Consider the following 17,997-nt stretch of genomic DNA (forward strand, 5'->3'; position numbering starts at 1 on the left):
GCTTACTTCATTAACGGTGTTGACGAGGCTGGAAATTCAACTTTACCTTGGATCATCCATTGTTGGTCATGTGGTTGTAGTTCGACAAACCAAGGGCCTTGAATAGATTCTTCTGCCGTTAGGCGGTAATTACCAGATGCATCCGCCGTAACGAGCTTTGTAAAGTCACGGTCAGGAAGAGTACGATGAGTGAAAGTGGCCGTTAGAGCAGGGTAATGAGATAGCTTCCCTTTAGCGAAAACAATCACAACATTGTTATTTTCAGAAGAAATCTCTGCGTTAAGACCTAGGTCACGAGCGACATTCATTTTACTAATGTCGATGTTAATGCCTTTGCCTTTTTTATAGTAATCCTCGGCGACTAAAGAAACAGAGTTGTTCGAGAAAACGACCACAGTAATCACAGTCCAAACTACGACAGTAAGAGGAAGGATGATTAGGAACCACGGCCAAAATTGTTTATACCAAGGCTTTACCATAAAAAAGTTCTCAACAGCTAAATGAAAAAATGTAAGGCGTTAAATTTAAAGGAAAGACAGCCCCTATGAAAGGGGCTGTTATTGCTATGTTACTTAATATCTCAGTTACTTACTCTCTGAGTTACTTAAGCTCCAGACATAAGAGGCAACGAGCTGAACTTTATCTTCACCCAAAATGTCTTTCCACGCGGGCATTACACCTGAGCGGCCGTTCATTACGGTTTCGGTTACAGCTGCACGAGAGTCGCCAAATAGCCAATCTTGGTCTGTAAGATCAGGTGCACCGACTGCAGGGTTACCCTTACCATCAGTACCGTGACAAGCTGCACACACGACGAAACGTGCTTTACCTGCCGCTGCTTCACGAGCATTCACTTTACGACCAGATAGGCTAAGTGTGTAGCTTACAACTTCTTGCACACCTTGCTCACCAAGCGCATCTTTCCATGCTGGCATTTGACCAATACGGCCATGCATGATGGTTGTTACGATTGCAGCTGGTTCACCGCCGTATAGCCATGCATCATCAGTTAGGTTAGGGAAACCTTTCTGACCACGAGCATCAGAGCCGTGACATTGAGAACAGTTTTGCAAAAACAAACGTTGGCCAACTTTTAATGCTTCAGGATCTTGCGCAATTTCAGGAATTGGGCGTAGACCACTGTCATTGTGCGCGAGTTTACGGAATGCTTCGCCGAAGTAAGCGTCGGCATCATCCAGTTCTTTTGCATATTGGTTTAGTTGCTTGTTCTCTTGTGCTGCAGCGATGGCTTCTTTTGACTCTTCTAGTGAGCGAACGGTTTGAGCCGAACTCTGCCAATTTAAAAAGCCCTTGAAGCTACCTAGACCTGGAAATAGGGCTAGATAAACTGCTGCAAACACAAATGTACTTACAAACAGATAAGTCCACCACTTTGGTAGAGGGTTGTTTAGCTCGCGAATACCATCGTACTCGTGGCCCATGTCTTCTCCTTCCTCGACGCCCATTTTATCTTTAGCGCACCAAGTCAGGAGAATCGCACAGCCTACCAGCGTACCGACAGTAATCACGATAATCCAGAGACTCCAGAATGTAGTCATTACTTCTTCACTCCTTGGTTATTTGGGGTCGTTTGTTCTTCGTCAGCAAACACCAAGTTGGCATCTTCTTCAAAGCGTGCTTTACGCTTTTTACTAAATGCCCACCATACGATGCCAATAAAACTAGCGAAGAGTACAACGGTATAAATACTATGAATTGTACCGAAATCCATATGATCCCCTTACTTCATTGCATGACCAAGAGACTGAAGGTAAGCGATGATTGCATCCATCTCTGTTTTACCTTCTACTTCTTTAGCCGAATTCGCGATCTCTTCATCAGTGTATGGAACGCCGAACTGATCACGAAATAGCTCAAGTTTCTTCTGAGTTAGCTTACCGTCTAAAACGTTTTCAGCTAACCACGGGAAACCTGGCATGTTTGACTCAGGCACAAGCTCACGAGGATCTAGTAGGTGAACGCGGTGCCATTCATCAGAATAACGACCACCAACACGAGCTAAATCCGGACCTGTACGCTTAGAGCCCCAAAGGAATGGGTGTTCCCAAACACTCTCACCAGCGACAGAGTAGTGACCGTAACGTTCAGTCTCCGAGCGGAAAGGACGAACCATCTGGCTGTGACAAACGTTACAACCTTCACGGATGTAGATGTCACGACCTTCCATCTCCAGGGGAGTGTAAGCACGTAGATTCTCTACAGGTTCAGTCGTTTGCTTTTGGAAAATCAGAGGAGTGATCTCTACAAGAGCACCCCAGCTGATAGCAAACACGATAAAAATAGCCAACAAACCGACATTACGTTCTAAGATTTCGTGGCGATTATTAGAATTGTTACTCATTCTTAAATCTCCTTATGCCGGATGTGGGATAGCTTTTAGGCTTTCTTTTGGTGCACTTACCGTTTTGTACGTGTTGTATGCCATTAGGAACATACCAGATAGGAAGATAAATCCACCTAAGAAACGTACAAAGTAGAACGGATAAGACGCTTCTACAGACTCAACAAAGCTGTAAGTTAGCGTACCGTCAGAGTTAACCGCGCGCCACATCAGACCTTGCATTACACCAGAGATCCACATCGCAACGATGTAAAGAACGGTACCGATTGTTGCTAGCCAGAAATGCACATTCACGAGACCAACAGAGTACATACGCTCTTGGCCAAATAGGCGAGGTACTAAGTGATATACAGAGCCGATAGAAACCATCGCAACCCAACCTAACGCACCAGAGTGAACGTGACCAATGGTCCAGTCTGTGTAGTGAGAAAGTGCGTTAACTGTCTTAATCGACATCATTGGACCTTCAAAGGTAGACATACCGTAGAATGACAAAGAAACGATTAGGAAACGTAGGATAGGGTCATAACGAAGCTTATGCCATGCACCAGATAACGTCATAATACCGTTGATCATACCACCCCAAGAAGGAGCAAATAGAACCAGCGACATCACCATACCTAGAGACTGAGTCCAGTCCGGTAGCGCTGTATAGTGAAGGTGGTGAGGGCCTGCCCAAATATATAGAGAAATAAGCGCCCAGAAGTGAACGATAGATAGACGGTAAGAATAAACAGGACGTTCAGCTTGTTTAGGAACGAAGTAGTACATCATGCCTAGGAAACCAGCGGTGAGTAGGAAACCTACCGCATTGTGTCCATACCACCACTGAACCATCGCATCCACTGCGCCTGAGTAAATCGAGTAAGATTTACCAAGTGACACAGGAATAGCCATGCTGTTCACGATGTGAAGTACTGCTACTGTGATAATAAAGGCACCGAAGAACCAGTTTGCCACATAAATATGTGACGTGTTTCGCTTCACCAGTGTGCCGAAGAACACCACCGCATATGATACCCATACTAGCGCAATTGCGATATCAATAGGCCATTCTAGCTCAGCATACTCTTTACCCGATGTTAAACCGAGAGGCAAAGTAATGGCTGCTGCCAGGATGATTGCTTGCCAACCCCAAAAGGTGAAGGCAACGAGTGGGCCACCAAAAAGACGTGTTTGACATGTACGCTGTACAACATAATAAGACGTTGCGAACAGAGCACTTGTACCAAACGCAAAAATTACCGCATTAGTATGCAGTGGACGTAAGCGACTGTACGTCAACCACGGCGTATCAAAGTTTAGCTGTGGCCAAACTAATTGAGCGGCAATCAAAACACCAACAGCCATACCAACTATGCCCCATAAAATGGTCACAAGGGTAAATTGGCGAACGACTGTATAGTTGTAGTTTTGTTCAAGCTGCTTTACTTGGCTCATTTGCATGCTTCCAATTTCTAATTAACTACACTTTTACTTCCAACACGACTTGCGTCGTAACACCACCCAAGTAAACTCTAGAATTCAAGTGTTATCATCACCTTATTTCCATTGCTGACTTTAATAAAAAGTGGCATTTTCAGCGTGACACTATACTTGAATTAACAATTCAATGACAGGGTAGTAACCTTACTGGCCCCCTGGAAATCATTTTTTATTTAAAAAGTTTGAAGTTTGTAACAAGGATATTAGTAATTATGCCTGCACAAAAGTTAACAAAGGCGCGACTTGCACAAATCTTAATCATGCTCAGTGTGTTAATAGGCGCATTTTTCTGGCGTACCTTTACACACGAGAGCGTTACTAGCATTGACTGTTCACAAAAAGAACGATGTGATGTAACAATTGAAGGTGAAATAATCACAATTAATCGTGACTCGGCGGGAATTTCGCTCGAAACGATGAAAAGTAGCACTCTAAAAATTGATCTAAATCAATCTGGCGAATTTATCAATCTCGATCGGGAACATAAGAAAATAGAATGGGACACCATGCCTGAATCAAGAAAAATCACCTTTAAAAAAGGCGAAAACATTGTTGTAGTTCAATTATAAATACGATCTGTCACGAGATAATCGCAACTTCTTAATGAAATTTTCACCTTCTTACCTAGAGAAAATTGGTTGGAATGGTATAACAGCAGAGTGATACCCAATTATAAAATCGTATGCATTGCCAATCAGTTTTTACTCATATTAAAGATGAAGACTCAGCGATAGAAACGCTTAGGTCCGAGCTGACACAACAGAACTTGTCTTACGTGATGTGCTACTACACGGAAGAGTACGACTTCGAGTTAATTCGAGAAGCTTTTCTTGAACATTTTCCTGGAGTGCCTTTTCATGGAGCTAGTTCATGCCAAGCAGTAATGACAGACCGGGGGTTTCATACGGGCCCAGTGATTGCGGCGCTCGCAATTTATGATTCAGGCCCTCATGCTTATGGAACTGGTATTTCTAACTATGACTCAGGTGACAGTGTAACTAGAGCCTTAGATATGGCTCTTGAGAACGCTAACCGTGTAGGAGAAGTGCCAAACTTAATACTGCTTCATGCAACTCCAGGGCAAGAGGAATCAATCATTGCATCTATAGATGAAAGGTTTGGTACGCTGATCCCAATTATTGGTGGTTCAGCCGCTGATAATCATATCGCGGGAAAATGGTCTGTTATTACCGCCCAAGGATCTCAAACTGCAGGTTTAAGTCTGACATTGTTTTACTCCTCACAACCTGTAGATATTGCTTTTAGTGCTGGGCACACTCCAACCAATATTAAAGGGGTTGCAACCAAAACTAACGATAGGTGCTTACTAGAAATTGATGACGAACCAGCCCTCAATGTTTATAGAAAGTGGACAAACCATCAAGATAACCAAGTAGGCAAAAACAACCTGCTATTTACAAACTCGAGCGCTTATCCACTAGGGCGTGTCGCTGGCCACCTCTATGAGCGTCCATATTACAAATTGTCCCATCCAATTCGTGAGACGCGAGATGGAGGAATTGAGCTATTTACACGAATAGAAGAGGGTGATGAACTCACTTTAATGAAAGGAAGCAGAGAACACCTCGTTGCACGCGCTGCTAAAGTTGTAAATGCAGCCTTTAATCAAAAATTAGAAGAATCTCGAAAAATTGGGGTGATAAACATCTTTTGCGCAGGTCCTATGTTGCACTTAATGCAAGACATGAATAGCGTTTGTGAACAAATTAACCAAGAACTAGAACAGTTACCTTTTATTTGCCCTTTTACTTTTGGTGAGCAAGGTAGATTTATTGGTGGTGAGAATGGACATGGAAACCTGATGATTTCATCAGCGATATTCCATAAACCTTATGAAAGATAAATACTTAGACATATACCAACAGGAAGCGCTGCAAGAAGCGTTAGTCGAACTAAAACAGGCTAGGCAAAGAGAACGACTGCTCGCCGATGAGAATAAAGCTATTCTTTCAGCGACATCCGCGATGAGTGAAGCAAAAAACCGGCACGAGATATTTACGGGATTAAATAATGTCCTTAAGAAGTACATCAACTTTGATGATTTTATCGTTCTAACTCGTGATGATGAGAGGTACCCCTTCAAAACGTTGATATCGACAAATAGTGTATTTGATAACATATCTTGGTTACACGGTAACGCATCTGAGAGAGCGCTGAATGGCGAATGTATTCTGCTGTTCGAACCAGATAGGCTTGCGGAGTTTATTAACCTGAACAGTTTTATAAAAAGCCATGTAAACTCGGTAGTCCTAACGGGCATACGTTCAGAAGTAACACAAACGGTCATCTTACTTATTGGTGCTAAGAAAGGGCACTTTAGCATAGAAAATAAGGAAACCTTAAGACGCTTTCGGCCTTTAATTGAGAGGGCTGTCATCGATATTGAGACCAAAGAGAAGTTACAGCGTATTGTTGAAGTGCGGACAACTCAGCTTGCTAAAGCAAGAGAAGAAGCAGAGCTTGCAAATCGCTCAAAGTCAGAATTCTTAGCGATGATGAGTCATGAAATTAGAACCCCTCTAAATTCCGTCCTTGGAATGCTCGATATTCTGAAACAATCCACCTTATCAGAAGAGCAAATCGATGCCCTGAGCCAAATGGAATGCTCAGCGGAGTTGCTTCTCGCGATTATCAGCGACATCCTTGACCTCTCAAAAATTGAATCAGGTCGCTTTCAACTCAATGAGCAGTGGGTTAATTTAAGAGACACTGTCACTTTTGTTATTTCTCAACAAAAACAAATAGCTAAGAAGAAGAGCCTTCAATTTAAACTCAATTGCATGGTAACTACCGACAAACAGTTTTGGATTGACTCTACGCGATTATCTCAAATCCTGTTTAATCTTATTGGGAATGCAATAAAGTTTACTGATGAAGGAGAAGTAAAAGTTTCAGTATCTGAGCAAGACTCCGAGCTTGTAATTTCAATATCAGACACCGGAATTGGTATATCTAAAGCCAAGCAAGAACATCTATTTACGGCATTTCATCAAGGTGATCGTTCCATCACGAGACGCTTTGGTGGTACAGGACTAGGGCTAGCAATAACCAAGCATTTAGTTGAAATGATGCGCGGCAAGATTATCGTTAAAAGTGACGAGCATGTCGGCTCAACATTTACTATTAAGATTCCCGTTTTAACTCGGTGCAATCAAAATCGTCCAGTTAAAATAGAAAACAACCAACCAATAAAAGCGATGGATCTTCTCGTAGTCGAAGATACCGAGTCGAATCAGTTTGTAATAAAGCTTATTTTAAATAAGCTTGGTCATAATGTTCATATCGCAAGTCATGGAGCAGAAGCATTAACGTTCTTAGAGGAAAATGAGGATTTAATCGACCTGATTCTTATGGATGTCTCGATGCCAGTGATGGATGGGATTACTGCAACAAGGCTTCTCCGAGATAAAGGCTTCAAGACTCCAATCATCGCATTAACCGCTCATGCGCTAGAAAGTGATAGAGATAAATGCCTTGACGCAGGTATGGATGGATTCATTTCCAAACCAGTTCGAAGACAAGATATCTTTGAAGCTATACAGCCATTTCTGTAAGTAGAAAAAGCATTAATATAGATCTTAACAATCGATAGATTATTAAGATCTATATTAAGTATTTTATGGTAAATAGCCATTATGTTTAATGGTTATGATAGAGACCTTAAATTTCAAATCGACAGGGGAATAGGAGTGCTCATTGGCAACATTTGGCGTACGATCACATTCAATTTAACATAACACATATAATGCGCACCAAGGGGTATTTTGTTAACAAAGTCTAACTCTTTGATTAAGCCTTTCATAAGTGTCTGATAACCAAGCCGTAAATTTTAATTTTGTGAGTTTTAAACGTTTAAGTCGTTTGTACTATTACTGGCGATTGTTTCCCGCAATCTACAAAACTCGCCCAATATCCTTACCGCCACATTATGAGGCGTTCGGTTAAGGCGAAAAAACAAGAAAAAAATAATTTTAGTCTGTTCATCAAATTGCGAGCGTTGTCATGTTTCACGAATCATTCTGCACTCTATTCTGGCGCGAATTTAAAACCCTTAAGCAAGGCGCCGAGTTTTTTCACGTTACCAAGCCGACGGTTGTTCGTTGGTTAGATGGCACCGTTCCGGTGAATCCGATGGCAGAAAAACTTCTACTCATCAAGTCACTTGGTTATTTGCCTAATGACATCCGTTGGTCAGGCTTTCGAGTTTGTGAGCAACGCGCTGTGTTAATCACACCATCCGGTCGTGAGTTCAGCCCTAAAGAATTGGAAAGTTTTGTGTTTTGGCGTGACGAACATCGTCAGTTTGTAGAAATGTACGGACACTTTGAATACCCCAAGGTTTATCCTGCGAAAGAGAATTTGCTGCCGTTTCGTGGCGGCCGTCGAATGAAATCGGCTGCTTGGCTGCCCTCGCGACAAAAATAACCACTCATACATATGCTAATCATTTACATGCCTATAGTGTTATATGCTATCATGACGCTATTTTTTAACGCTATTTATAAGTTAATGTATGAAAATAGAATCACTAATAATTCATGGTTTGCATGGTACTGACAGAGTATTAAATATCAAATTTTTCGATGATGTTAACATCATCACTGGTTCAAATGGTGTTGGCAAGACAACCGTACTTAAGTCTGTTTGGTACATAATAAGTGGCAACATTGAGCGCTTACTTCAAGAAGTTAGGTTTGAAAGTTTAAAGTTAGTAACAAACAAATATACATTTTTAATCGATACTATAATTGCGAAGAATAATAAGTTTGTGTTTGCTTTGTCTATCAAGGGAATGGATGGTGAAACAATTTATACAAAACAAGTAACTGAAGATAGGTTAGAACTTGCAAACGAAGCGAATAAGAAGGTAATCACGCTATCAGAACGTTCGATATACTTCCCTACTTTTAGGCGAATCGAGGGTGGGTATACAATTACTAGCAATGCAGGAAACACTAATTACAGCAAATATTTGAGAAATCGCTTTCCAATAGAAAGTGTTCTTGATGATATTTCAAAAGAAATCTCCGTTGATGGTCATAAGTTCGTCTCATCTGTATCAACTAAAGACATAAAATCGTTAATCTCTCAATTGTTTTCTGAGGCGAACGACCAGTCTGGTAAGCTAACAAAAGAAATGATAGATAAAATTCTTACCCTTACCGAGAACCGTGATGTAATGGCAAAGAAAGATTCCATTAGTGATTTTCTGTCTGCTAATGAAAGCCTTGAGTATATAAGCGAGAGTGTGAGAATTTTTAAGCAGCGGCGTGAAGAAGCGTTTGGGGCAATTAATTATCTGTCGGATTTGGTAAGTACGATATTCAAGCATTCAGGTATTAATTTTAATGAAAACTTTACCTTGGGTTGCTCGGTTGATGCTATTGATTCAGATGCGCTCTCTTCAGGCGAGAAGCAGATGCTCAGTTTCCTCTGCTACAATATGGTATATACTAATTGTCCATTCTTTATTGATGAACCAGAGCTAAGTCTTCACATAGATTGGCAGAGATTGTTATTGAGTCTAATGCTTCGTCAGAAGAGTAACAACCAGTTTATCATTGCTACTCACTCCCCATTCATTTATACATTATTTGAAGACAAAGAAGTTATTATAGGTGGCAACTAAATGGCCAGAGCCCAATTAACAAAAGATGAAATTGTTGCTTCATTGAAAAGAACAAATGTTCCAACTATTCTAGTTGAAGGTAAAGATGATATTCATGTATATAGAAACTTGATTAATGCTATTGATGAACCTTTGTTGTCTATAATTGCTTGTGGCGATAGAGATGTATTATTTAAAGTCTTTAGGGAAATTAAAGAGCTAAATTTGTCAGAAAAAAAGATTGTTTTTATTGCTGACAAGGATAATTATCTATACATGGGAGTTCCAGATGAGTATGAAGATATTATATTTACGAACGGGTATTGTATGGAGAATGACTTGTATGACAGGAGTGACATAAAAGAAAAACTGATGTCAGAAGGTGAAGTTGACGAGTATAGGCATTTGATTGACTTAATTTCTATTTGGTATTCTTTTGAAATTGAGCAGCTAAAGAAAGGATTAGAGGCAAAAACGGGAACTCATATAAACAATGTGGTTCCTATTAATACGACCTCTTTGTGTTCCGACTTTTTATCATCTATAAACTATTCCCCAGCAGATCCTGATTTAGTGGAAGAAATTAAAAAGGAATACTCTAAGAAACTTCGTGGAAAGCAAATATTTCAATGCTTGGCTAGAGTTTTAACAAAGCCGGGGCGATTTGCCAAATATAACGAGAATATTTTAATTGATTTGGCTCTAAACTTCGGTAATGAGAATTTAGAAAGCTTGAAGAATCAAATCTCTCAAAAGATTGTCTAAATAAAAAAAGCCGAACCCCATCGCTAAGGGTTCGGCTTTTTTAGGCTTCTGCTTTGGTGGCATTCATTTGAAGCCTGTCGAGGTCAATCGACTCGCCAAAAGTATCGGCCCCCTACTCGCTGTGTAAATCGTCATTAGTAACGTTTCGAACCAGTTCGCAAGGTTTAAGCCTTAACTTTCATTGTTGCGCGTGGCCGTTAGAACCAAAACACTTTCTCGCACTTCTTGCAGCCCTTGGGTTAACTGCTTATTGGTAGCAATCTGGTATTTCAAGTTCATACCCATCAAAGCAAACAGCACAAGCGATTCAGACGAAAAGCCCAGACCAGATAAGGCGTTAACTAGGGCGCTCTCCATCCAAGCCCCCTACTTTTTTGCTCGGTTTCCACTTGTCCGGCAACGCTTCATAAGCGCCAATCACGGCAGGAATTGCCAGACCAACCGCACCGCCAAAATTCACGCCCGTGTCGGTCATCTCCACGCTGAATAAATGGCCGTAGCCCGTTGCCGCAGCGATAACAGAGCCAAGAAGCGTTAAGCCTTTTAATGTTGAACGTTCAAACATAATTTTTTCCTTAATATAGTTAAACGTCATATGACGCTATCAATGACGTTTTCAACGACGTTTTAAACCAGATTGACGCCTTTCAGCACCGTGTGCTTGCTGTAATGGCGACCCACTTCCATGATGCTCATGGCGTGAAGCACTTCGACCAGCAACGGCTTGTTGTTCACTAAATCAATGCGCTCATCCATACCAACGCCCACGCGACCCGCGACAAAGCGTGCATAGTTGGCCGTGTGGTTTTCGTTTGGTGGCGCAAAGCGGTGAATGATTTCGGTTAGCGTGTGCAGTTCATGGCGTAGCTGATAGTTACGCAGCAAAATCGCTCCGGCACGAAAGCCCCATTCGGGCGCTTTAAAGGTTTCAAAGGCTTTGTCACGTGACGGCGTCACCTTGCCTTTCCACGCATTAGAGGCAATGCGAATGTTAAGCGGGTTATGAATGCGAATTCCGCGAACGCTTGATGTGGTTGAAGTTGTCATAGTAAAGGCTCCCATCCCTAAGAGTATGATGACAAAGATAAATAGCGGCATAACTACACCGCTTGATAGTTGACTGAGCTGAAGTAATTCAAGTGCACAGGCGATTCCGAGTAGTACGCCATGATGACGGTGGTTGCATCAGCAACCGTTCCGCGCACACTGACTTGGTCATAACGAGTTTTCACCACTTCGGCGGGTAAGTTCTGCACGGTGTAGTATCCTGGTGTGCCTTTTAAGCTCGCAAAGATAAGGTGCTTTTCCATGCCAAACGGCATCAAGAACTTACTCACGTTGAGATGAACGCCCGCTTCAACGTCTGCTTTGCTGAATTCGCCAAACGACTCCGTCAGACGAAAGCGGCGTGTGGCGGTATCGCTCGGCGTCAGGTCTGGAATGGTGTCGAGTTCATCGGGGTTTAAAAACACACCCGCACTAACAGGACTTGAGGTGAACTCGCCCAAACTGGTATCTGACTCCACAAAGTAAGCGTACAAACCGCCCGCTTGGAGCTTAATGCCGTGTAACCAAGCTTGTGAAAACTGGTTAAACCCTGCTTCGGCGGGGATTTGCGCTTGTGCCACATACCCGACGAAATCGCCGTTTGCATCGAGTTCAAGCAAACCAAAACGCACGGCGGTGTTCTTTTCACCACGGAAAAACAAGCTATACGATTGATTTTCTGGCACCCATGCAGTGCCCTCATCGTTGAGTGCTCGTAGCTCTCGGTCAAAAGGCGCACTGAACACACTGAAATGTAATACTCGACTGTTTGAGCCTGTCGCCAGTAAATAGGACGCTTTGGCCGTGTAGTCGAACTTCTCAATATCACCGCCCAGACTTGAGTACGCCACGCTGTGATAATCGCTCACGCCATCAATCGGCACGACTTCGACGCCCCAACCTACGGGAGCCGGACGGCCAAAACTGCGCCCAAGGTGCATTTGGTTTGCAGCTTGGTCTTTGTAGGTGTAGGCATTGGTGAGCCAACGCAGTTGATGCGGTGAGCCCATCGCCAAATCAACACCGGAATGCGATAACTCAGGGTTTACCAATAGGTTTTGCGGTGCGTCGCTTGCGCTCTCTGCACTCGCGGCCTTGGCGTCGTCGATGCAATCGGCCAAGTATTCAATTTTGTTGCGTGGGTCGCCGTTGGGTAGGTTCTCTCGTACTTGTCCCATACGTTAAATCTCCATAGTCGTGACGGTGTCACCCACCGTGCCTGTTAAGGTCATGTCGGCCGTGCTTTCAATGGTGATGCGCTCGCCCGCTTCCAGTTCAAACGCATCAATAAACACCGATGCAGCATTGGCTTTCGCCGCCTTAATCGTGATGGCTTTGCGTGTGGTGTTTTGCGCAATGTTGTGCGGGAACACGCTCACCGCTTCGGTGATGAGGTTTCCACTGACTTGCTCATCCACTTTGACCACTTGCGCAGCTTCGAGCGTGACCGCGGGCAACGATTGAACATTCACGGGTTGTGGCGCTTTGAATTCAACAGGCGGTAAAGCAGTGACGCCGAGCTGTTGATTCGCAGCCAATTCAACCGCGGGAAGTTGATTCACTGCCAGTTGTTGATTAGGCGCGATTTCTACCGCGGGTTGTTGTTCAATCACCACGTTCGGCAGTGCTTGAACAACGACGCTTTGACCCTCAACAGGCGGCGTAAATGTCCCAAAACCAAACTGAATTTCAATCTGGTTATCGGTGCGGCTTGAGATAAGCAAACGCCCAAGGTGTTTACCCTCGCCCACGTTAAACACTGACGACTTGCCAAGCGTGACGCGCTCACCTGACGATTCCCGATAGATTTCGATTTCAGCTTGCGCCGCTTTCAGATACAGCCAATTGCCATCTGGCGTCAGCGGGATGGCTTGACCCGCTAATAGTTGCGTGTTCATCGTTTCTTCACCATTACGTAGCCAAGCACCAACACAAGCACGATTGCTAATACCACCATCATCTTGCTTGTTTCGACTTGCCCGCCGTCCTGTTTGAATTTCGCCAAGTCCATCATGGCTTGCAGATTCTTCGAGTTTTGTGCCGCTTGGTTGCCCGCCAGTCCCGCCAACATATCGAGGTTTTCACTGTTGGTTGAGGCGTACGTTGCCAAGGAATCGCCCGCAAAATCAGCCACTTCATCAATGGCGGTTTCGGCTATGTCGTGCGTGGTGTCCATTGCTTCAAGCGAAATACGCTCATTGCTGTTGAGCATCTCGCCGCCAAGCTCCATTGCGGCATTCACCGCGCCGTGGTCGGTCATGGTGGTATTGATGGTCGAGTTGTTCACACCCGAAATCGCTACACCGAGGTTATCGCCACTAATGGCATTCTGACCGCTGACGTTAGTGGTGTTACTGGTATTACTCGATTTTGATTTAGAACTACCCATTTACTGCACTCCCAAATCCAAACGAATAAAGTCACCGTCTTGCTTGGCGGTCACACCAATTGAACGCACCAAACGGGCAACGCCATCAAAGGCGGTGTCGGCAGTCATGGATGACATGCCCGCCGCTTTCACCACTTTGCATAACTGGATAATCCCCGAACGCAGACCGCGACCCGCGACGCCCCACAAAAAGTAGTTATCCCCGTCTCGCTCACCCGCAATGATGAGATCATTTTCATTGCTGATTAGGCGATACAGACTCACGCGGCCATCCTTGACCGCTTTGCACAGTTCGACATACGCATCAGGGCAAGCGCGAAACGCGGGCTTGAGTTCACCAAGCGCACGTTTCGATTGCGTCACGACTTCAATTACTTCTTTTTCCATAGCAACACCGCCGCAATCACAATCACTACAAGAATCATCAACGTGGTGGAATTGCCCCCGCCCATATTGATATTGCCTACCGATAGGCTGCCACTTGATTCACCATCGGCACCGCTGACCGCGGGTCCACCGTTGGCGCTAATTGGCATCGAACCGGAGTTACCTAATAGCCCACCAATCATAATTTGAATCCTTTCTTGTACAGGACATAACACACCAGAAGCAGACCGAGCACCCATCCGATGCGGTCAAACCCGCCCGAGACTTTGATGCCCGCCCATACGCCCACCGCACCCGCAATCAGGTATGGAATAAACGGCATTACTTCTTCCCCTTAGCGACGTAGAACATCGCCAATAACAACAGTACGAACAGCATTCCCATCATCAGGTGTGTGGTGGTCACCCCCGCAAACGCGGAGGTGTACACAGGCTCACCCGTGGGTTGTTGGTAGTCGTTATTGTGCTTTCGCTGTTCATCTGGGTTACTCGACTGGACGCGGTCGGCTTCGTTTTCAATCTTCACGCCAAGCCAGTCCTTGCCTAAGTCGGTAACGTCGGTCATCAGTTCGCCGCCCGTTTCTAGGACGCCGTCCCAAATGGAACCCCACATGCTTTGCTCTTGCGCCATAACGCCCCCTTACTGCGCGGTAGGCACCGCCACTTGTTCGATGGCTTCAATCAGAACCGGAATGCTACCCGGCGCCGTTTTTTCCACTTCAAACGCCAGTTGTTTCATGGCCGCCGTTGGTAAACGCGCTTCGCTACCAAAACCGCAACGCGTGAAGTCCATCGAGAAGAAGCCCGCATTCTGCTCACGACCCGCCGCGGCTAAGTCGTAGGCGTTATCGCTCTTGTTGACGTTGAGCTCTTCACGTTCATCACGCAGGACGCGAACACGTTCAATCGTGTTGTCTTTGAGGTGCAAACGCTTGATAGACAGCGCCGCGCTACGCTCGGCAAAGTCAAACGGTGTGCGACCACTTGATGCGGCGTACCACGTTTGCGAATAGATGCGCGGCATGTAGATACGTTGGCTTTGCGCCGCCGTAGTATGAGCACGAGCGCGAATCATTGGTGCCGCGGCACCCGTTTTGGCTTTTAGCTGGATATACATGAACCAGATTTCGCCTTGCAGCGTCACAAGCTCACCTGTACGGATACCCAGTTTGGTGCGCATCGACATATCGGAGAAGTTCAGCACGTAGCGACCCGCTTGCACGTATTCTTTCTTGTGCTCTTGCAAGTCGATAAGGTCTTGACCCGTCACGTTGACGATTTCACGGCCGTTCACTTTCACTGTGATGCGCTCAATGTCTGCTGCGTCGAGAATGTCCGTGACCAGTTCAATGTTTTGGTACGTTGGACCCGATACCAAACGCAAGGTGGCTTGGTTGCCCCAGTTCACACCCTCTACAGGGTCAAGCTCACGTGGACGCGGGTTAAAAGGTTGTTTTAGTGCTTCCATTAGAACCACCCATTTTCGCCGTTAAGAGTTTCACGCACTGGATTGAGCACGCTGATGTTGTTGATAGCGGCAATCACGATTAACGTGATAATCAGTGCCATCAGTAGGTTTTTGTGTTGCTGTTTCATGTTGTCCCTTTCGGTTGTACACGGTTAAAAAGTGATTTCATGAAACAGGGATTTGATAGGAAGCGAAAGCGGACGCAACCTATAGGTTAAGTGGTTAACCTATAGGTTGGATTTAACGTTGAAGTGCTCCGGTTAGACAGTTGAATGCGCCTTTTTCCACGTTGCCGATACCGTCACGAACCAATAAATATTCGGCAATGGGTTTGCCAATTGCGGCTTTGTTGTTTTTGGCTGACTTCAAGCCCGCCAAGGTATCGACGCACAAGCCTTTTTTATCCGCGAGCCATCGCGCATCGGCCATCGAGTTCACCGCACCAATCCACCATACAGGCGATTGCTCGGTGACGGTCTTGGGCACTTCCTGCCCGCGTTGGAAAATCGAATGCAGTACAAGCCCATATTGACGCCCACCGCGCCACAATTCGCCCGCTTTGCCTTTGAGTTTGCCGGACGTTTCCACGCAGCTTGCAAGCTCTTCGATGATCACATGCAGTTGTTTGGCGTCGCCATTACCGACCGCCCACACCGCGGCACTAAAAAATTCAAGTTCCTCACTACACGCGCCATCTTTAGGAATGTACGCCAGTTTGAACGACTTGCCGCGTTTACGTGCCATCACCAAGGCTTTGACAAACACCACACGCGAGTTGGTTTCAAGGCATTGTTGGCCGCGGAATTTCGCCCCCGCGTAGTTGCGGTAAGGGTCAAAAAAAACCGCTTGCGCGGCTTTTGGCACCAAACCTAAGTGCTTAACGGCGGAGGTTTTACCCCCGCCCGTGCCCGCCACGTAAATGACATGCTCGGCATCGTGTGACGGATTGGAGTTGACCGGATTGGGGAATTTAAGCGGCGTCTTTTTCTTTTTGCTCACGCTGTTTTTCCTCCTCGATGGCTAATAGTTCTTTTTGGTATGCCATGGTTTTCTTGGCACTGTAGACCAGCGACAACACCGCCAAGCCGAGAACGGCCTCTTGCATGTAATCACCAAACAACGATGACACGCTGTCACTGTGCTTTTCCAACACAGGCAACGCCGCTTCAATCACCGCCGCTTTGCCTTTTTCGTCAAACTCAAAATCCACACCGGAAATAATCGACGTCGCTTGTTCGGCAATGGTGAACAGCACCGACAATGCGCCCTCGAACATTTCACCCGCGGGTTGGTGGTTGTCGTCGTTGGCCGCTTCGGTTGGTAAGTCGGTTAGTTCGCTGACTTCGGTTTGTTCCAGCCCACTGATAACCGCGGAAAAGTCGCCCCAATCATCTAGTTCTGGTTGGTTTTCCATTTCATCCTGCATTGATTGGTTCCCCTTGTTCGGTATCTGGTTCGGTTGGTTTCTTGGTTGGCATCAGTTGACGAATTGCCCAAATCAGCAAGGCGACAAACGCTATCCCCGCTAAGACTTTTTTAACCGGAAACGGCGGTTTTTTAACGGGCGTTGGAACGGGTTCCGCTTCGGTTGCTTGCTCAGTTTCAACGCTTGGCGCTTCCACTTGTTCAATTACTTCAACGCTAGGCGTATCAGTGCTTGCAACGGTTTCGGCCACTGGTTCAACCGTTGGCGATTCAGTCTCAATTGTGACGGCGTCACTCAACTCTAGCTGTTCAACCGAGTCAACCATGTTGGATTCCACAAACGCGTTGATGCTCTTGCTCATTGGGCTGTTACCACAGCTTGGACACTTGTAATACAGCAGCCCTAAATTGCGCCCGTTTTTGGTTGGCTCACCCTCGGCAATCAGCTTGCCCTCACCGACACGATGCACGGTAGAAGCCGAGCTACAAACGGGGCACGATACGTGCCCGCGAATTGGGTTGGGGTGTTTACTCATCAGCGGCCGCCTCGACTGTTTCCAATTGCTGCATGTTGCCTTTGACACAACCGCGATACTTTTCACGCACCTTGTTGTTGAGCTTGGTTAATTGCTCGATTTGGTCGAACAACGTCGGATTTAACCCGAACGCTTCAAGCGAAAAGTTACCCGTCATGAGCATCTTGCTTGCACGTTTGATAATCGCGTTGGTGTCCATGTTTTTAAACTGGCTCAACTCCTTTTCCACACTGGCGTTGAGTTTGTCGGCCGCATCGAGCGCGGCCATTGCTTGCTGACATTCTTTAAGAGATAGCATTTCCATTGTTTAAGCCTCGGCTAGTTCTTCATCGGTGTTCGGTTTTTTCTGAATCTGTTTGTTGACTTCTTTCATCCAGACCAGCAATAGACGCCAAAACACGCCGCCTTTGCTGCGCTTCACTTCGGCTTCCATTTCTTGGGTGATTTTGTCGATGGTGCTCATTGGGTTGTCCTTACCTAGTTGCTGAAATCGTTGTCGCAAGCA

28 protein-coding genes are annotated in these 17,997 nt (G+C 45.3%); 6 read left to right on the forward strand and 22 right to left on the reverse strand.

Annotated features, from left to right (window positions below; genetic code table 11):
* Positions 1-2: 2 nt before the first annotated feature.
* The 5 genes from NDJ01_RS13400 to ccoN all read right to left on the reverse strand — a co-directional run bounded on the left by NDJ01_RS13400 (position 3) and on the right by ccoN (position 3,802).
* Positions 3-479, reverse strand: a complete 477-nt coding sequence (locus NDJ01_RS13400) for a FixH family protein (protein ID WP_005396484.1) — start codon at positions 477-479, stop codon at positions 3-5.
* Positions 480-584: 105 nt separating this feature from the next.
* Positions 585-1,559 carry a cytochrome-c oxidase, cbb3-type subunit III gene (ccoP, locus tag NDJ01_RS13405; RefSeq protein ID WP_005377487.1) on the reverse strand — a complete coding sequence of 325 codons (975 nt, stop codon included), beginning with the start codon at positions 1,557-1,559 and terminating at the stop codon, positions 585-587.
* Positions 1,559-1,732, reverse strand: a complete 174-nt coding sequence (locus NDJ01_RS13410) for a CcoQ/FixQ family Cbb3-type cytochrome c oxidase assembly chaperone (protein WP_005396487.1) — start codon at positions 1,730-1,732, stop codon at positions 1,559-1,561. The genes ccoP and NDJ01_RS13410 overlap by 1 nt, the downstream gene beginning before the upstream one ends.
* A 9-nt stretch (positions 1,733-1,741) precedes the next feature.
* On the reverse strand, positions 1,742-2,362 hold the full coding sequence (ccoO, locus tag NDJ01_RS13415) for a cytochrome-c oxidase, cbb3-type subunit II (protein ID WP_005377475.1): 621 nt from the start codon (positions 2,360-2,362) through the stop codon (positions 1,742-1,744).
* Positions 2,363-2,374: 12 nt separating this feature from the next.
* The gene (gene ccoN, locus NDJ01_RS13420; RefSeq protein WP_005396488.1) at positions 2,375-3,802 is read right to left on the reverse strand and encodes a cytochrome-c oxidase, cbb3-type subunit I; all 1,428 of its coding nucleotides are present in this window, start codon (positions 3,800-3,802) and stop codon (positions 2,375-2,377) included.
* 257 nt (positions 3,803-4,059) lie between these two features.
* Between ccoN and NDJ01_RS13425 the strand changes: the two genes are divergently transcribed.
* The 6 genes from NDJ01_RS13425 to NDJ01_RS13450 all read left to right on the forward strand — a co-directional run bounded on the left by NDJ01_RS13425 (position 4,060) and on the right by NDJ01_RS13450 (position 10,241).
* Entirely contained in the window at positions 4,060-4,416 is a 357-nt protein-coding gene (locus tag NDJ01_RS13425; RefSeq protein ID WP_258586837.1) for a hypothetical protein, read from the forward strand.
* Between the two features lie 113 nt (positions 4,417-4,529).
* Positions 4,530-5,711 carry an FIST signal transduction protein gene (locus NDJ01_RS13430; protein ID WP_048626396.1) on the forward strand — a complete coding sequence of 394 codons (1,182 nt, stop codon included), beginning with the start codon at positions 4,530-4,532 and terminating at the stop codon, positions 5,709-5,711.
* On the forward strand, positions 5,701-7,422 hold the full coding sequence (locus NDJ01_RS13435; protein WP_258586838.1) for an ATP-binding protein: 1,722 nt from the start codon (positions 5,701-5,703) through the stop codon (positions 7,420-7,422). Before NDJ01_RS13430 ends, NDJ01_RS13435 begins: the two co-directional genes overlap by 11 nt.
* Positions 7,423-7,870: 448 nt before the next feature.
* Positions 7,871-8,293 (forward strand): phage protein, encoded by a 423-nt coding sequence (locus tag NDJ01_RS13440; RefSeq protein ID WP_069495727.1) that lies wholly within the window; start codon positions 7,871-7,873, stop codon positions 8,291-8,293.
* Positions 8,294-8,381: 88 nt separating this feature from the next.
* Complete coding sequence (locus tag NDJ01_RS13445; protein WP_069495725.1) at positions 8,382-9,497, forward strand: AAA family ATPase; 1,116 nt, start codon at positions 8,382-8,384, stop codon at positions 9,495-9,497.
* The gene (locus tag NDJ01_RS13450; protein WP_238975290.1) at positions 9,498-10,241 is read left to right on the forward strand and encodes a DUF4435 domain-containing protein; all 744 of its coding nucleotides are present in this window, start codon (positions 9,498-9,500) and stop codon (positions 10,239-10,241) included.
* A 171-nt stretch (positions 10,242-10,412) separates the two neighbouring features.
* Here the strand turns inward: NDJ01_RS13450 and NDJ01_RS13455 are convergent, their stop codons facing one another.
* The 17 genes from NDJ01_RS13455 to NDJ01_RS13535 all read right to left on the reverse strand — a co-directional run bounded on the left by NDJ01_RS13455 (position 10,413) and on the right by NDJ01_RS13535 (position 17,994).
* Positions 10,413-10,598: a hypothetical protein gene (locus tag NDJ01_RS13455; RefSeq protein WP_258586839.1), complete on the reverse strand. Its 186-nt coding sequence runs from the start codon at positions 10,596-10,598 to the stop codon at positions 10,413-10,415.
* Complete coding sequence (locus tag NDJ01_RS13460) at positions 10,579-10,806, reverse strand: hypothetical protein (RefSeq protein WP_085609389.1); 228 nt, start codon at positions 10,804-10,806, stop codon at positions 10,579-10,581. Before NDJ01_RS13460 ends, NDJ01_RS13455 begins: the two co-directional genes overlap by 20 nt.
* A 62-nt stretch (positions 10,807-10,868) precedes the next feature.
* Positions 10,869-11,339, reverse strand: coding sequence for a hypothetical protein (locus NDJ01_RS13465; RefSeq protein ID WP_062730603.1), 471 nt, complete (start codon positions 11,337-11,339; stop codon positions 10,869-10,871).
* 2 nt (positions 11,340-11,341) lie between these two features.
* Positions 11,342-12,466, reverse strand: a complete 1,125-nt coding sequence (locus NDJ01_RS13470; protein ID WP_258586840.1) for a CalY family protein — start codon at positions 12,464-12,466, stop codon at positions 11,342-11,344.
* Positions 12,467-12,469: 3 nt separating this feature from the next.
* Positions 12,470-13,186: a hypothetical protein gene (locus tag NDJ01_RS13475; RefSeq protein ID WP_258586841.1), complete on the reverse strand. Its 717-nt coding sequence runs from the start codon at positions 13,184-13,186 to the stop codon at positions 12,470-12,472.
* A complete protein-coding gene (locus NDJ01_RS13480; protein WP_060469919.1) occupies positions 13,183-13,677 on the reverse strand; it encodes a hypothetical protein in 495 nt (164 codons plus the stop codon). The genes NDJ01_RS13475 and NDJ01_RS13480 overlap by 4 nt, the downstream gene beginning before the upstream one ends.
* Positions 13,678-14,064 (reverse strand): hypothetical protein, encoded by a 387-nt coding sequence (locus NDJ01_RS13485; RefSeq protein ID WP_029823319.1) that lies wholly within the window; start codon positions 14,062-14,064, stop codon positions 13,678-13,680.
* Positions 14,049-14,246: a hypothetical protein gene (locus NDJ01_RS13490; RefSeq protein WP_005457419.1), complete on the reverse strand. Its 198-nt coding sequence runs from the start codon at positions 14,244-14,246 to the stop codon at positions 14,049-14,051. The genes NDJ01_RS13485 and NDJ01_RS13490 overlap by 16 nt, the downstream gene beginning before the upstream one ends.
* Entirely contained in the window at positions 14,243-14,386 is a 144-nt protein-coding gene (locus tag NDJ01_RS13495; protein WP_017636141.1) for a hypothetical protein, read from the reverse strand. Before NDJ01_RS13495 ends, NDJ01_RS13490 begins: the two co-directional genes overlap by 4 nt.
* Positions 14,386-14,694, reverse strand: a complete 309-nt coding sequence (locus NDJ01_RS13500) for a hypothetical protein (protein WP_005457431.1) — start codon at positions 14,692-14,694, stop codon at positions 14,386-14,388. The genes NDJ01_RS13495 and NDJ01_RS13500 overlap by 1 nt, the downstream gene beginning before the upstream one ends.
* A gap of 9 nt (positions 14,695-14,703) precedes the next feature.
* Positions 14,704-15,531: a major capsid protein P2 gene (locus tag NDJ01_RS13505; RefSeq protein WP_258586842.1), complete on the reverse strand. Its 828-nt coding sequence runs from the start codon at positions 15,529-15,531 to the stop codon at positions 14,704-14,706.
* Positions 15,531-15,659 (reverse strand): hypothetical protein, encoded by a 129-nt coding sequence (locus NDJ01_RS13510; protein WP_005457441.1) that lies wholly within the window; start codon positions 15,657-15,659, stop codon positions 15,531-15,533. The genes NDJ01_RS13505 and NDJ01_RS13510 overlap by 1 nt, the downstream gene beginning before the upstream one ends.
* Positions 15,660-15,771: 112 nt before the next feature.
* Positions 15,772-16,530, reverse strand: a complete 759-nt coding sequence (locus tag NDJ01_RS13515; RefSeq protein WP_258586843.1) for a hypothetical protein — start codon at positions 16,528-16,530, stop codon at positions 15,772-15,774.
* Positions 16,502-16,957, reverse strand: coding sequence for a hypothetical protein (locus NDJ01_RS13520; RefSeq protein WP_258586844.1), 456 nt, complete (start codon positions 16,955-16,957; stop codon positions 16,502-16,504). Before NDJ01_RS13520 ends, NDJ01_RS13515 begins: the two co-directional genes overlap by 29 nt.
* Positions 16,947-17,492 (reverse strand): hypothetical protein, encoded by a 546-nt coding sequence (locus NDJ01_RS13525; RefSeq protein WP_258586845.1) that lies wholly within the window; start codon positions 17,490-17,492, stop codon positions 16,947-16,949. Before NDJ01_RS13525 ends, NDJ01_RS13520 begins: the two co-directional genes overlap by 11 nt.
* Entirely contained in the window at positions 17,485-17,796 is a 312-nt protein-coding gene (locus tag NDJ01_RS13530; protein WP_005457413.1) for a hypothetical protein, read from the reverse strand. Before NDJ01_RS13530 ends, NDJ01_RS13525 begins: the two co-directional genes overlap by 8 nt.
* A 3-nt stretch (positions 17,797-17,799) precedes the next feature.
* The gene (locus NDJ01_RS13535; protein WP_162484618.1) at positions 17,800-17,994 is read right to left on the reverse strand and encodes a hypothetical protein; all 195 of its coding nucleotides are present in this window, start codon (positions 17,992-17,994) and stop codon (positions 17,800-17,802) included.
* Between the last annotated feature and the right edge of the window lie 3 nt (positions 17,995-17,997).

Origin of the sequence: Vibrio sp. HS-50-1, from assembly GCF_024747315.1 — a bacterium.
GTDB lineage: Bacteria > Pseudomonadota > Gammaproteobacteria > Enterobacterales > Vibrionaceae > Vibrio > Vibrio diabolicus.

Bases quoted from the DNA above. Each gene is read 5' to 3' on its own strand.
- NDJ01_RS13530 (WP_005457413.1), bottom strand. From the start codon at position 17,796: ATGGAAATGCTATCTCTTAAAGAATGTCAGCAAGCAATGGCCGCGCTC.
- NDJ01_RS13440 (WP_069495727.1), top strand. From the start codon at position 7,871: ATGTTTCACGAATCATTCTGCACTCTATTCTGGCGCGAATTTAAAACC.
- NDJ01_RS13495 (WP_017636141.1), bottom strand. From the start codon at position 14,386: ATGCCGTTTATTCCATACCTGATTGCGGGTGCGGTGGGCGTATGGGCG.
- NDJ01_RS13435 (WP_258586838.1), top strand. From the start codon at position 5,701: ATGAAAGATAAATACTTAGACATATACCAACAGGAAGCGCTGCAAGAA.
- NDJ01_RS13475 (WP_258586841.1), bottom strand. From the start codon at position 13,186: ATGAACACGCAACTATTAGCGGGTCAAGCCATCCCGCTGACGCCAGAT.
- NDJ01_RS13490 (WP_005457419.1), bottom strand. From the start codon at position 14,246: ATGATTGGTGGGCTATTAGGTAACTCCGGTTCGATGCCAATTAGCGCC.
- NDJ01_RS13430 (WP_048626396.1), top strand. From the start codon at position 4,530: ATGCATTGCCAATCAGTTTTTACTCATATTAAAGATGAAGACTCAGCG.
- NDJ01_RS13455 (WP_258586839.1), bottom strand. From the start codon at position 10,598: ATGGAGAGCGCCCTAGTTAACGCCTTATCTGGTCTGGGCTTTTCGTCT.
- NDJ01_RS13465 (WP_062730603.1), bottom strand. From the start codon at position 11,339: ATGCCGCTATTTATCTTTGTCATCATACTCTTAGGGATGGGAGCCTTT.
- NDJ01_RS13510 (WP_005457441.1), bottom strand. From the start codon at position 15,659: ATGAAACAGCAACACAAAAACCTACTGATGGCACTGATTATCACGTTA.
- NDJ01_RS13525 (WP_258586845.1), bottom strand. From the start codon at position 17,492: ATGAGTAAACACCCCAACCCAATTCGCGGGCACGTATCGTGCCCCGTT.
- NDJ01_RS13520 (WP_258586844.1), bottom strand. From the start codon at position 16,957: ATGCAGGATGAAATGGAAAACCAACCAGAACTAGATGATTGGGGCGAC.
- NDJ01_RS13485 (WP_029823319.1), bottom strand. From the start codon at position 14,064: ATGGAAAAAGAAGTAATTGAAGTCGTGACGCAATCGAAACGTGCGCTT.
- NDJ01_RS13500 (WP_005457431.1), bottom strand. From the start codon at position 14,694: ATGGCGCAAGAGCAAAGCATGTGGGGTTCCATTTGGGACGGCGTCCTA.
- NDJ01_RS13505 (WP_258586842.1), bottom strand. From the start codon at position 15,531: ATGGAAGCACTAAAACAACCTTTTAACCCGCGTCCACGTGAGCTTGAC.
- NDJ01_RS13450 (WP_238975290.1), top strand. From the start codon at position 9,498: ATGGCCAGAGCCCAATTAACAAAAGATGAAATTGTTGCTTCATTGAAA.
- ccoP (WP_005377487.1), bottom strand. From the start codon at position 1,559: ATGACTACATTCTGGAGTCTCTGGATTATCGTGATTACTGTCGGTACG.
- NDJ01_RS13425 (WP_258586837.1), top strand. From the start codon at position 4,060: ATGCCTGCACAAAAGTTAACAAAGGCGCGACTTGCACAAATCTTAATC.
- NDJ01_RS13400 (WP_005396484.1), bottom strand. From the start codon at position 479: ATGGTAAAGCCTTGGTATAAACAATTTTGGCCGTGGTTCCTAATCATC.
- NDJ01_RS13470 (WP_258586840.1), bottom strand. From the start codon at position 12,466: ATGGGACAAGTACGAGAGAACCTACCCAACGGCGACCCACGCAACAAA.
- ccoN (WP_005396488.1), bottom strand. From the start codon at position 3,802: ATGAGCCAAGTAAAGCAGCTTGAACAAAACTACAACTATACAGTCGTT.
- NDJ01_RS13410 (WP_005396487.1), bottom strand. From the start codon at position 1,732: ATGGATTTCGGTACAATTCATAGTATTTATACCGTTGTACTCTTCGCT.
- NDJ01_RS13445 (WP_069495725.1), top strand. From the start codon at position 8,382: ATGAAAATAGAATCACTAATAATTCATGGTTTGCATGGTACTGACAGA.
- ccoO (WP_005377475.1), bottom strand. From the start codon at position 2,362: ATGAGTAACAATTCTAATAATCGCCACGAAATCTTAGAACGTAATGTC.
- NDJ01_RS13460 (WP_085609389.1), bottom strand. From the start codon at position 10,806: ATGTTTGAACGTTCAACATTAAAAGGCTTAACGCTTCTTGGCTCTGTT.
- NDJ01_RS13480 (WP_060469919.1), bottom strand. From the start codon at position 13,677: ATGGGTAGTTCTAAATCAAAATCGAGTAATACCAGTAACACCACTAAC.